This is a genomic window from Propionivibrio soli, assembly GCF_025770765.1.
Classification (GTDB): Bacteria; Pseudomonadota; Gammaproteobacteria; order Burkholderiales; family Rhodocyclaceae; genus Propionivibrio; species Propionivibrio soli.
In genome coordinates this window covers 147,867-160,583 of record NZ_JANZKY010000006.1, presented here as the reverse complement: position 1 = coordinate 160,583, position 12,717 = coordinate 147,867, and the positions used below count along the sequence as shown (strand labels likewise).

Here is a 12,717-nt window from a genome sequence, read left to right as displayed (position 1 = left end):
CCATGGTTCGAAATTCGGAAGCTATCCGCTGGTCACCAGCGGCTTGGTTCGGGATGTCGTTGATGCTGGCATCACATTCCCCGTCTGCGAAAATACTCGCGGAGCCGTAGATAACGGCCATCTTGCGCAAGTTGCGGCGCAATTTGAGTAATTTCTTCCAAACACTGCCCCAACTCTCGTGGTGCCCACTGTTGGTCGGCAATCACAGTATTTAGCAGTCGCAGCACGTCTGCCGGGAATCGTTTACACAGACCTGATTCGTGGAGCAAATGTACGACATAGTCCGGGTGTTCAATTGGTTGCAGCCAATCCTGCACCGCAACCAAGGCAGCCGGGAATTCACCTCTGGCTGCAATCACCATGCGAGTCAAAGACTCGGCGATTCGATGGGTGGCCAGGTCACGGGATTTTGGCCAGATTTGTTGCCAGAACGGTTGAGCACGGTTCTTCCAATAATCCTCACGCTGATCGGCTGCACCTTCAAGGGCCTGATAAAGTGCTTGTGCTGACTCTTCCAAGCCTTCTTGTGGGAGGGCGCCAATCGCAGAGCGGAACTCCTCTACAGTGTATCCCTCGGTTGGGCCTAATGCTGCGTAAGTCAGGAATGTCGCGAACTGCTGACGGTGTTCACCAAGATCGTCATAATGGTTTGCGCTATCCAGGAACGGCGACTTGAAGACTGTTAACAACGGCTGGTACAAGCGCGGCGACCAGAGGAAGCCTTCCCACACGGCTTTTGCTTCGACGGGGTTGGCCCAGCTCAACAACGGCAAAAGGTGCTGTTCGGTCCATGGGCGGTCCACACGGAAAAAAGCGATCATCCGCGAACCTAGCAGCACCCGACCGTGGTGGAATCGCTCCACTTGCACGTCACACAGTGTGGTGAAGATAGACTTGAGGTCAGCTGGAAGTAGATCGTTGTCGTTCGGGTTCTGCTTAAACCAAAGATTGATGAGGGCTTGCGTGACATGCCCAATGGGGTGGTTGATTGCAGAGCCAACGGGGTCGTAGGTTTCGACGCCATTTCGGATGATGCGATAACCCGAGCCTTCTTCTAGCGACAAGACCAGTACACGGCGGCACAGGCTCAGCAGGATGCCCTCATGGCAGTTGATCGACTTGGATGCGGACTCCATCCACCAGGTGACAGCGTGGTCAATCTCCTGAAATACGGCATCGGGCATGGTCTGCACCAGCGGCGCGGCGTATCGCCAGGAGCGCAACACAATGCCTTCTTCAGCCCAAGCCTGTAGAGCTTCGCGCCATCGGCCAGCGGGCCACACACCATCTTGTGCGAGATCACATAACGCGGACAGGCTGTGAAAGAAGCGCGTGCGGCAAACGTCACGCCAAGTATCTTCGTAAAAAGGTCGCCGCTCCGGCATAGGCTTGGTGAGCCATTGCGTCAGCTCTCGCCGCTTTCGGGGAGCAATGTCGACGTCGCGGCTGTCATCGTAGTCTGGATCACCAGTGCCACTCATCCAGTGCGAGAACTCATCACGCTCGTTGGTCGCCAACTGCCATTGCGAGTAGGTAGTGGAAATCTCCTCTAAGCGTGCCGCAGCTGGCGCGCCCAGTGCGAGGCCCGATATGTTCAGTTTGGCCAGATGCAGCCAGACGGATCGGGCCACCAAGTATTGCCACCGATCTTCCTCCAGATCGTCCAGATACATCTCGCGCGGCGGACCCGCCAAAATGGCTGCCTCGAGGTGTTCCTGTGCGGCTCCTTCCAAATGCCGCCCCTGCAGAACGAACAGCCTGAACAGCTCTCGCCCCGTATCTCTGGACCACAGCCACCACGCGCCTTCGGACAACAGCCACTTCACCCACCGATCAGGTGGAATGACATCATCCTGACTGGCGGCAAAAAGCGCCAGTCGTTTGAAGGTGGGATACGGCAACTCAAACCAAGCCTGAGCGATGCGCGTGGCGCGCGCGCTATCTTTGGCGTGAACCGCCAGCCACGCATCACGCAGTAGTTCGATCAGGCTCACCCAGTCGCGGAACCCCCTGTTCTGCCAGTGGGGCGTAATTGAGGGCAGATCCCAATGCGATCGGTCGCAACGGTCGTCGGCCGCGCCCATTTCACGTAGCAAGTCCAGTGCATCACGCAATAGCTGTTGAAAATCATCCAGCAGAAGCGGTAGGGCCGACGTCCAGTGCTCTCCAGCCAAATCTCGCAGGGCGGAATACGCGTGATTAGTGACCAGCGCGAGTTCCCAGTCCACCAGTTGTTTGATCCGCGTGGGCTCGTCAACGCTACTCGTGTCTTCGTCCCCCCAGTGGAATGGCTTCTTCAAGACAACCCTGGGGGCGAGCAAGTCACGTAATTCCAGACGCAATGTGGCGGTCAGGCCCTCCCGCTTAAGGCGTCCTTTCCACCGATACAAATCAGGCTCGTGCCACGGTGATTTCACCCGGCCACTAAGCAGAAGGCGCCACAACGTGCGCATCAAAGGACCGGGAATGGCATTGGGTGCGTGCAAGCGGATTTCATTCAGCTCGGAGGTTTTGCCCTCACGTTCAAGTGAATCAAATCGATCCAGCTCGTGTTCAATCAGCCACGGCCAACGGTCGTGCAACTGCCCGCCTCGTTCCGCAATCCAGATAACTAGTCTGGGGTCATCTAGGTGGCGCACCAGCCATCGAGCCAAATGGAACATCACGTCATCCCACTGGCTGCAAATGACACCACCGGAGGCAAGCAGCATCGGCGGTGCACGGTCATAGGGCGCAGGCCTCCGAATCAGGCTGAGGCGCAGCTTGGTGTCTACTTCGTGGTGGGGCGGCACGCCAAAGCGGGTCAGATCGCCGTACCCGAAGTGCTCGTGCGCGAAGGGCTCCAGCAGCCAGTCCAGTGAAGGGGCGGGATTGAAGTCGGCAAAGCGTTTTGCCGGCAAGCCCGATGGGTCCGACAAGGCCCAAAGCATCCGCCCGACGAAATCGTCCTGCTGCGTGCTCTCCTGTGGGCGCGTCAGAGCGTGTTTGACAACGATGGCCTCTTTTCCCTGCACGCCGTCACGGTACGTTTCTGCCCACGCATGCAGAGTCTGGTGGAGCGCCGAATGGTCGTAGCTGCCAGCAGATACGCTATAGAGAATGGGCGTCACGCCCTTGGCTTCCCATTCGATGGTCTTCCGGTGTTCTTGCCCCGGTTCGCAATCACCCAGTGCCCAGGCCTGAGGTGTGACTTCGCCCAGCATCCGGTCAGCCGCCAGCGCATCCATCATGTAGCGCAGCACAGGGTCGTTTATGCTGTAGCCCACAAAGCAGACCACGTAATTGCGGAACAGCTCGCTCACAAAGCGCGCCGCCCAGCGTTCGGTCAGATACGCCAAACCGAAATCTCCACTGGTGATCACCAGACGATTCAGAGCTGTGTCGTCCACCTTTTCGGGTAGCAAGCCGTGAAGGTAGACCAACCCGTTCCAACGGCTGTTCTTGGGGACGGGTAGCATCGGTGCAGCGTAGGCTTGGAACGCTTGGCCTGTGCGTTTAGCTGCCACATGAAAGATTCGGTCGAAGTTGGTGGTGACTAGCCGCAGCGCGCCTTCGCGGCTACGTGCCAACCGCAACAGCGCCGCCTGCGTATCGGTAGCACCCTTGCGGCGGAGCTTCGGCTTTAGGGCCTGTGCCAGTGCGCGACGGACTGCCAGACGCTGGCCTGGCAGGCGTCTCTCCAGCAGATCGAGCGTGGCATCGAACTGCCCGTGCTCGAATGCGTCTCGCTCAATGTCTGTGAGTGTTGTGCCATTCAGCTGGTAGATCTGTTCCACCAACCCCTTGAAACCTGGCAAACCGGCGGGGTAGGAAATGCCTGCACCGCAGAAGAAAACTACGCGGCCTTCCTCGTGCGCCTGCAAGAGTGCATCTGGAATGTCGGGGCCCCGGGTGATGAACTGCATTCGCTTTGCTTCCAGTCTAATGACAAGATGCTGGATTCTTTAATCATGCCACTAAACTCATGCCGCCAAATATTTGTTTATGGTGGCCATATCGATTGCGATCGATACAGCTATTCAAATCCGTTCTAACCAAGACTTCGCATTAAGTACCTGCGGTTGAATGTCTTTCGGAATCGAGTTCCCCATTTTGTGATAGAACTTGAATCGTTGTTGACCGATCACAGAGCTGGATAGTCGTGGGGCTAATTTGACCGGCATGATCTTCTCCGGGACATATCGCGTTGTTCACAAGACTCCAACGGGAGGCATATGGTAATGACCGCTCCGAATACCGCGAACCAAATCGGGCCAACAGCCATACGGCAGGTATTGTTTGTGTGCTCACAGGGGGCGATACGGTCACGAACGGCCGAGGTTCTCGCAATCAGGGGGGGGCTGGATGCGCGCAGCTGCGGCACCGACAGCGACGCGGTTGTGCCGATTAACGACAGCCTGATTCGCATCTCGGATTACATCGTCTGCATGGAAGAGCATCACGCCGCAGCGGTACGCGAGTTCATGCACGCAGAAGGCAAGCCAATCTACGTCCTCGGCATAGAGGATATTTACGAACCATTCTCGCCGGCGCTCATCGCAATATTGCGGGAGAAACTGTCGGACCGCTTACCCAAGTTGGCGGAAACGCTCGGGAACGCGAGTTGAATTCGCAACCTTTCGCTCTTTCCCGATCTGGGCAGTGACACCAGCGCATGGAATGCAGGTTATCGCTTCCCGTTGTCGGGCGCGATCCGCACGCCCCGCAGCATACGGGCAAGCTTAAAGCCATCGTCCGACAGGCGATGGATCGCAACCCGATCGGGTGGGAAAAAGAACGTCAACGAGCGAAGCCCGCTTGTCGGCGGACGAAAGGGTGGCGGCGGTTTGTGTAACATTCTCTTCCTTACTGTTCTTCACATCAACGGCCACCGCGCCCCTTGCTGACCGTCGGCGCTCGTTCCGGTGTGCCGGGCACCGGTCCGATTACATGTCGACCTCGGCCGGTGTGGTATACAGCGCGATCCTCGCACCGCTCGATCAGCGTACCGAAGCGCAAATCCTCGCATGTAGCAGCGGGCGCCTCTTTCCATTTTTCGTCGAAGACCAAGCGCGCATGTTCGGCGTCCGCTGGTAATCGTCGCGCCGTTTCAACGGCAGCTGCAGCTAAACGGCTGTCGGGCATTTCATGCACGCGGCCGGTTTTCTCAGCCGCCAGTCTTGCTACATGTACGTCAAGGTTGAAGACGCGATCGTAAGGGGTTCTGAGTTGTAGGTTTTGAGCCAGGACGCGCACGGCTCCCTTTTGTAGCTTCTTGGCATTTTCAGCCCAGACCAGATTGACACGATAGGCATCAAGGGCCGGATCGGCAAACCGGACCGACAGACGGTTCAGAACGGCGGTTTCAACCGCCAGGCGCTGAAATTCAGGCGTACCAGTCAGCGTAAGCGTGTTGCCGAACTTCGCGGAGGCAAACCGTAATGCGACGCCAACGGCCTCAGCATTGCCTGCGGCAGCTCCATTTAGCTGGACTTGCTTCGATATGGCGCTATCAGTGAGAGTACGAGCGCCTCCAAGATCATAGACAACCGTTCCGTTCCTCAAGACCTGATGGTGTGCGACCAGACGCGGCGCGAGACGGTCTTCGCTGCCGGTGACGCCAGCAACGATTCCGAATGCGGTGACCTCGCGCTGACGGAGCACGTCATTCGCTTCATCGACACCGTATTTGCGAGCGAGCGATAGGGCTACGCTGTCGCCTTTCTCAGCCTCGACCACAAGAAATTCGCGAAATGTGTTACCCGGTCCGTCCGCATTCAGCTTCCGGCGTAGGGCTTGCCGCTCGTTGGCAAACTGCGTGGTAAGCGCAGTCGCGGCGAGAACGTGTTCCATCTTCGCGATCGATATGGCCGCGTGGCGTGGCGGCCCGTGCTTCGTGTGGCGGATCTGCTGTACCTCAGCTTTCTGGCGCGCACGCAAGGCGGCGCGGAGGGTCCTATGGCGTTCTCGTTGAACCTCGATTGCCGCTGCTTTAAACGGTGCGAATGCCTTTCTCGCGGCTCGCCATTTGGCGTAGGGCCCATCGCCCTGCGCACGTGTTGGGGCTGGCGCGTAACGCGCTTCTTGAACGTGCGGGCCGGCCGCCGGATGGACGGATGGGGCGATGAATGCCCCGAAGGTTTCCTGCAGCTTCTTGAGGCCGAGTTTGGATAACTGGATGGCGCCCTTCTCGCCCAACGGGCAGAGTATGAACCCGGCGCCTTTGGGCTGCACGGAGCAGCCGTAAGCCGCTGCTGCCTGGTGTAACTCGATCCAACTTTTCGCGTGCTTGAGGCGGTCTCCGATGCGGATTTCCGTAGCCCATGTCTGAAAGGATTTCTCGCCAGAGTAGATCTCCTTCCTACGAGCACGATCACTTACGCCGGGCTGTTCTGCCTCCTTGAGAGCACGCAAGGCAAGGCGTTCTGCCCGCGGAATTTCGACGATCTGCCCCAGCTCGTCAACGCGATGCATTCCAATGTCACGGGTGAGTCCGTGACGGCGCTCGATCTCACGACATACCCTGTCACGTTTGATACGGTCATGCCACAACGAAATGCCACGGTGCCGTGGCCCCTTCTCGATACGGCTCGCGAAGATATGGAGGTGCCAGTAACCGTTGTCGTCGTGAAGAAAGGTCGCAAAGTGGTGATTGGCAAGCTCGAGAGCGGACAGCATGGAATCTTCAGTGTCCAGGAGAACAGCTTCGCTGGGCTTGGCTTTACCGAAAGACGCGACAAAATGGGCGAGCTTCTGATCGACGCCAACGCGGGTGTTGCTGTCACAATTCGCTTGCATTTCGAGGGCGGCAAGTGCGATCAGCTCAGCCATTTCGTCAGAGTTACGCGCAGCGTAAACGCCGTTATCGACCAAGCCAAAACCGCCAAATCGCGTGCGGTGGGATTTGCCTAAGAGTTCTTCCGTCATCCGGTCAGGCGTCAATCCTTCACCGTAGCGCAGCGAGTCGCTACACGATGATCGACCGTCTCTCCGTCCCGCAACGCGTTTGGAGATCACCTGGCCACCTTCTTAGCGGTCTCCTTTATGACCGCTTGAGTCGCATCAATCTCACGCAGCAGAACCACGATCTCACCACGCGCATGCAAGGGAGGAACGGGTTTTTCAAAAGCGCCGGATAGCCAGCCTTTTAGTAGGCCTCCAAGTCGGCCCAGGTCAGCACGCGTGGCGGCAAGCTCAGCAATCGCCGCTTGGTCAGTTGTCGATCGCGGCGTGGCCGCGAGAATTGTCTGGCGACACAACTCGCCCATCGAGATACCAAACGCCGATGCACGAGCGCGCAGGCGTTCTTTTTCTTCGGGTGTGGCGCGTACCTGGATGAGTTTGGTCTTTTGACGCGACTCCGAACGTGTAGACATCCTTACCCCTTCATACAGCGTAAATCTTCAGCTTCCTGCCCACTTCATTGAACCGACAGCCTTCAACTCGCCGCCAGGCGCAGGACCAACATCATGAGTAAGGCGCAGCCGTCGAGTGTGTTGCAGGGCGGTATCACCGCCCTCCGTCCTGCCCGTTGTTCCGGTTAGCACAAGCCTACTGATGTCTCGTCATTCGTGTTGATTTCGTGCATCTGCCTTGCAAACTGATTGGCACGCGTTGTCACGCGCATGACATTAGAGAGAGCTTGCTGACACCAACATGGCAATCTCGGAAATAGCTACGCACTTCGCTGCCCATACAAAGCGGTTACAACTCGTTACAGAAATTATCCTTGCTCATCCGCGAGCCTCTCTTGGACGACAACCTCATGATTTTCTGGACATCGCTTGTCCGGCAAACTGGTAATAAAGTGGTAATTAATCAAAGACTTATAATCACTTCAGGCATTGACAGATAAGCCCGATCACTTCAATGTAACTGCATGGCATTTCTGATCGCGGAAAGATGAACGTGCAAGTCAATCAAATCAGCGATGACGAACTGGCGGATGTCGTTCGCATAGCTAGAAAAGCGCGAGGCGGGAAGTCGGTGAAGTACGTCTCGCTCGAAAAATATCGAGAGAGCATCGTGAAGCTCATGCAGCAGGACGTGCAGCTATCTCACATTCTTCGCTGGTTGAAGAACAAGCACGGCGAGCAGATCGTTTTGAATACGTTGCGCAAGTACGTTGTGCGGAACATTGGGCGCGAGATCTACGAGGAATACCTCGCAAGAAACCACTGGATCAAAACAAAAGGACGCGAGAGACCGGGAGTCGTCGTTTCTTCCTGTAGTCCAGAAAAGTCGTCGACTGAAAGCAGCACAGTAAGGAGCTTGGATTTCCTAGATTTCAAAAAACCGGCCGCTTTTAGACGGGCTATTGATGATGAGAGCGAGAAAAAATGAACAAAGAAAAGCAGGCCGAGAATGCAGTTCACTTTGTGCTGATGGCGAAGGGTGGCTGCGGTAAGACGTTCATCGCGACACTGCTTGCGCAGTATTTTGCAAGCCGTGGACTGGATATGAAAGGGTTCGACACTGATCAAGAAAACCGCGATTTCTTCGCTTACAAGAGTCTCCCAGTGCGGTACGTCGATGTGATGGCCGGAAAGACGACCATCGACCAGAAGAAGTTCGATGCGTTTATGGAAGCCCTTTTGACTGAAGACGGCGTGTTCGTCGTGGACAATGGAGCAAACACATTCACGCCGCTTCTCGGTTACCTAGTCGAGAACGACGGCCTCAATCTCCTGAAAGAAGCTGGCCGGAAAGTCTATCTCCATGGTGTGATCGGCGGCGGAGACAACTACCAAAGCACAAGTAAGGGGTTTACAGACCTGGTTGTGAATTCGGATACGCCCGTGGTGCTCTGGCTCAACGAGCACTTCGGCGATCTCGCAGACAGCAACGGCCAGCCATTCGTGACATCTGAGAACTTCAAGAAGCACCGATCACATGTCGCGGGAGCAGTCATGCTGCACAAACGAAATCCCCAGACGTATGGCGAAGACATCAAGAAGATGACGAAGGCCCGTCTCACCTTGGACGAAGTGATGTCGTCGAGTGCATTCACGCTGATGGAGAAACAACGTCTCCGTGTGTTCGCGAAGGATGTATTCGAGCAACTGGACAAAGTGACGTTCTGACATGGATCTCGATGAGATTCGCGTCGATGTTTTCAGACGCACGGGCATTAATATCGAGCCGGGCGATCCGTTCTATGCAGCACTTGCGATGCTCAACGCCGTTGCGACTCGCATTGAGCAGAACCATGCGAAAACGCTATCACTCATCGCGCAAGGGTTGGAGGCAGGCGTAAATGAGCCACGCTACAGCGGGCAGACGGTTCTTGACGCGCGCTTGTTGAAAGCGATCAAGGAAATTGACTTCGCAGGTCGGACTGCAAGCAAACTCGCTCGCGAACAAGCGATGCATATGTTGGAAGGCGCAATCGCCAAGGCGGTCAATAACGGCTGGGCGGCTTCGAAAAGCAAGGGCGAAAAACTCTTCGAGGATTCGGCGAAACAATATCAAGATGCATTGAGCATAATGATCAGCGGCGTTGAGGCGCGGGTCTCAAGTGTTTTGAAAGATTACGAGCGGCAGATAACAAAAGGCGCCACGAGCGGATCGAGTTGGAAAAACGCGGGGGTTGCGATGATCGGAGCTTGTTCATTAACAGGCGTCGCGGTCGGCGTGTTAACAACGTTCCTTACCAAGTAGAGCGCTGTACTAGGACGCGACAACGTCCTGGTACAGCTAACCAAAACGACTATCTGGAGTCTGACATGGCTGACACGATTTTAGCAGTATCACTAGCGCAAAAAGCAGAGTACTCGTTGTCCGACGTGGACCGTGCGGCGTTGCTAGCTCAAACCCGAGCAGGTAAACGCGCCCTTCTGATTGAGCGGCAACGCAATACCTTCATGGCGCGATACGGGGATGCGTTCGGCCAAGCATCGGCGACAAACAGCAACGCGATTGTATCGCTCGAGATGGCATCACTGCGTGGTCTCAACTTTTGCAGCAAAAGTGTTACCAGTCAATTACCACCACAAAGGGGAAACAAATGAATTTGAGAGCCTTTACGTGGGCGAGGTTTTGGAAGGGATTTTGGGACCGGCCGCTCATTCTTGGCGCATTGGCTCTCATCGGCGGCCGAGTGGGAGCGGCACTGGGCGTTGATGCTCCTTTGGCGATTTTGTTGACGCTAGAAGCCGTGTTCGCTGCGGCCTGGTATTACGAGCGCAAGCAGCGACTCCAGCGGCAACTGAAAGCGGGGACACGATGAATCGGCGCGAGATTGCCACGGCGGTGGCGATCCTGTGGCTAGCGAATAGTACGGCGTTCGCAGGCGGCGGGATGGGAGGGGGCGCGACTGAGGTAACGCAGATCATCAACATGACCCAGTTGATTATGTCGTATGCACAACAGGTTGAGCAGTATGCCGTCGAGCTGAAGCAATATGAGACCATGACGCGCAATCTCATGGAGAATCCGGCCGGGGTATTGGCGCCGGACCTAACGAGAATGGCGTCCAACGCGTCCCGGATCATGGCGGTTGGCAAGGACATTGCCTCGAGCATGGCGCGCGTCGACGCGAATTTTGCCAGCACCTTTAATAACCCGACCGCGGCTTCATTTGGGGCGAAATTTGCGCAGTGGACGGATGCCAGCAACGACGCGTTGCGCGCCTCTCTGCGTAACGCAGGCCTGCAGCGAGAGCAGTTCAAGGACGACAATGCGGCCTTGCAGGCTATGACGCAAAGCGTCGCGCAGTCGCAAGGGAATCTTGCCGCTTTGCAGGCGCTTGGCAGCCTCAACGCCGCACAAATCCAAGAGTCGATGAAATTGCGCGATCTGGTCTCCCAACAACAGGTCGCCCAGAACACGTATCTGGCGGCTCAAAACGCAAAAGACCAAGCCAAGCAAGACGACGTAAACGTCTTGCTGCAACCCTACAGCAAGAAAATCCCGACGATTAGTTCCGAAAAGACGCCGACTCGAAATTGGACTGCAACAAACTGAAAGGCTGCCATGAACGGCTCAACTATTGCCCTACTGATTTCCGCCGTCCTTATAGGCGCGTGCAGCGAACCGAAAGACTTGCGTCTGCAACCCGAATCGGCACAGCAACAACAAGACAAGGATCTGCAAACTGTCCTAATTAAGCCTTATGACAGAGAGATTCCGCTTATTGGCGACGAGAAGATGAAAACTAAGAACTGGTCTTCAAACGCGAGTGCGAAATCAAAATAATGGAAATTACCGTGAAACCTATGAAAGTCACGCTTGCCCTCCTACTGGTTTCTCTTGCCATTGCGACAGCGTCAGCGCATGCAGAGACACTCGGGGCAATCCCAACCGACTCGAAAATCATCGATATCGTGACCACTGCAATGCGTTTGACGACCGAGAAGATCGTTACGCAAGCCGCCAAATGGCTCTCATTCTTCATGTTGGCGCAATACGCAATAACGAACTACAAGCTGCTGTTGGAAGGCGCCGAAATACATACGGCCATCGCAAAGACGTGCGGCAGCGTGCTTTGGTTTGCCTTCTGCTGGTATTGCATGACCGAAGGACCAGCTTTCATTAATGCTGTGGGCAATCAGTTCTTCCGCGACTTCGCTCCGAGCATTCCATCGCCGTCGACCATAATCTTGTCGTCAATCGGTACCTCGTCCGCGCTCGTAATCCTCGCGGCGGCCGTTGGTGTCGGCAGCACGATTATCGGCCAAGCGATTCTCTATGTCGTGCTCGCGATTCTGGGCATTGGACTTTTTTTCGCGCTCAAGCTTTACCTGCTCATGCTCGAACTCGGCATTACGGTCATGATGGCGCCCTTTAATTTCTCGTTCTTGGGTCTGAATGCCCTCAAGGACAACGGGATTGCGCCATTTAAATCGCTGATGACGCTAATGTTCCGGATTGTGATTTACGGAATCTTGTTTGGTGCGTTCTCTGAGGTCGGGAACGCGATGGCGCTGGTGGCACAAAAGTACACGGCCGGCGATATGACCAGCCTGAAAACTGTGCTCTCCTCCGGCGCAGACCTCGCCGAGGTATTGATCTCTGGAACGGTAGCATACGTCGTTTTGTTTGGGCTTTTGTTCAAATCGGATGCCATCGCCGCGAATTTATCAAGCGGTTCGACAAGCCTAGGTACTGGGGACATTTCCGCCGCCGCAGCCGCAGGTGCTGCCGCCGCGTCGGTCGTTAGCGGTATGGCGACAGCAAGTACGAGTCCAGTCGAAGGGATGAGCGACTGGATTAAACGAGAGTTTGGTGGCATAGGGTTAAGCGATGCCTCGGACACGGGCGCTGGGGACCATGCACCTTTGGCTACCAAGCCCGAATTGCCTAGCTTGTCGCTAAGTGAGACGCCCGAGAAAAGCATGGCGCGTACAAATGCGAGTCCTGTCCCCGACGCCGGAGAGGGAAGCAACGGACAACGAAACAGCAACTTGGGATATCAAGGAACTCCAAATCCGATTGCCTACGAGAAGCAACGCGACCCCGAACGGGATGCGGCCCGCAAAGCGAGGCGAGAAGCAAAGGCCATGAAGGCAGCCAAAGGCGGGAGCATTGGCGGGGAAAGTGCACAAGCGATGCCGAGTAACGATCTCCGCGAGCGGATTGGTAGGCTCAATCATCACTTAGCGCAGGAACGAGCCACGACCCAGGTAAGCATCAACATGCACCACGACTGACCGGCAAGAACGACGCAGGAAGAATGTTACCGGTCGTTTGTCCAAGCGGTTTTGCTGCAAAAGTTCTCCTCAAATCGCCGCAAGGAGT

General features: G+C 56.0%; 11 protein-coding genes and 1 pseudogene. 8 read left to right on the top strand and 4 right to left on the bottom strand.

Annotated features, from left to right (window positions below):
• Window positions 1-71: 71 nt before the first annotated feature.
• Window positions 72-3,905 carry an anti-phage defense-associated sirtuin Dsr1 gene (gene dsr1 / locus NZ453_RS08690; protein ID WP_263770124.1) on the bottom strand — a complete coding sequence of 1,278 codons (3,834 nt, stop codon included), beginning with the start codon at window positions 3,903-3,905 and terminating at the stop codon, window positions 72-74.
• Between the two features lie 315 nt (window positions 3,906-4,220).
• On the opposite strand from dsr1, the gene NZ453_RS08685 reads away from it, so the two are divergent.
• A complete protein-coding gene (locus NZ453_RS08685; RefSeq protein WP_263770123.1) occupies window positions 4,221-4,607 on the top strand; it encodes a hypothetical protein in 387 nt (128 codons plus the stop codon).
• A 253-nt stretch (window positions 4,608-4,860) separates the two neighbouring features.
• On the opposite strand, the gene NZ453_RS08680 is transcribed toward NZ453_RS08685, so the two are convergent.
• The 3 genes and pseudogenes from NZ453_RS08680 to NZ453_RS08675 form a co-directional block, all read right to left on the bottom strand.
• Window positions 4,861-6,453 carry an LPD7 domain-containing protein gene (locus NZ453_RS08680; protein ID WP_420851621.1) on the bottom strand — a complete coding sequence of 531 codons (1,593 nt, stop codon included), beginning with the start codon at window positions 6,451-6,453 and terminating at the stop codon, window positions 4,861-4,863.
• Window positions 6,454-6,528: 75 nt separating this feature from the next.
• Window positions 6,529-6,777, bottom strand: a pseudogene (locus NZ453_RS22180) (relaxase/mobilization nuclease domain-containing protein); the annotation flags it as partial.
• A 215-nt stretch (window positions 6,778-6,992) separates the two neighbouring features.
• Window positions 6,993-7,355: a plasmid mobilization protein gene (locus NZ453_RS08675; protein WP_263770122.1), complete on the bottom strand. Its 363-nt coding sequence runs from the start codon at window positions 7,353-7,355 to the stop codon at window positions 6,993-6,995.
• A 532-nt stretch (window positions 7,356-7,887) separates the two neighbouring features.
• Between NZ453_RS08675 and NZ453_RS08670 the strand changes: the two genes are divergently transcribed.
• The 7 genes from NZ453_RS08670 (at window position 7,888) to NZ453_RS08640 (ending at window position 12,629) form a co-directional block, all read left to right on the top strand.
• Window positions 7,888-8,322, top strand: a complete 435-nt coding sequence (locus NZ453_RS08670; RefSeq protein WP_263770121.1) for a hypothetical protein — start codon at window positions 7,888-7,890, stop codon at window positions 8,320-8,322.
• Complete coding sequence (locus tag NZ453_RS08665) at window positions 8,319-9,062, top strand: nucleotide-binding protein (protein ID WP_263770120.1); 744 nt, start codon at window positions 8,319-8,321, stop codon at window positions 9,060-9,062. The genes NZ453_RS08670 and NZ453_RS08665 overlap by 4 nt, the downstream gene beginning before the upstream one ends.
• A gap of 1 nt (window position 9,063) precedes the next feature.
• On the top strand, window positions 9,064-9,639 hold the full coding sequence (locus NZ453_RS08660; RefSeq protein ID WP_263770119.1) for a hypothetical protein: 576 nt from the start codon (window positions 9,064-9,066) through the stop codon (window positions 9,637-9,639).
• Window positions 9,640-9,704: 65 nt separating this feature from the next.
• A complete protein-coding gene (locus tag NZ453_RS08655) occupies window positions 9,705-9,989 on the top strand; it encodes a hypothetical protein (protein WP_263770118.1) in 285 nt (94 codons plus the stop codon).
• Window positions 9,990-10,203: 214 nt separating this feature from the next.
• Window positions 10,204-10,944: a TrbJ/VirB5 family protein gene (locus NZ453_RS08650; protein WP_263770117.1), complete on the top strand. Its 741-nt coding sequence runs from the start codon at window positions 10,204-10,206 to the stop codon at window positions 10,942-10,944.
• Window positions 10,945-10,953: 9 nt separating this feature from the next.
• Window positions 10,954-11,175: a hypothetical protein gene (locus NZ453_RS08645; RefSeq protein WP_263770116.1), complete on the top strand. Its 222-nt coding sequence runs from the start codon at window positions 10,954-10,956 to the stop codon at window positions 11,173-11,175.
• Entirely contained in the window at window positions 11,175-12,629 is a 1,455-nt protein-coding gene (locus NZ453_RS08640) for a hypothetical protein (RefSeq protein ID WP_263770115.1), read from the top strand. Before NZ453_RS08645 ends, NZ453_RS08640 begins: the two co-directional genes overlap by 1 nt.
• Window positions 12,630-12,717 lie beyond the last annotated feature (88 nt).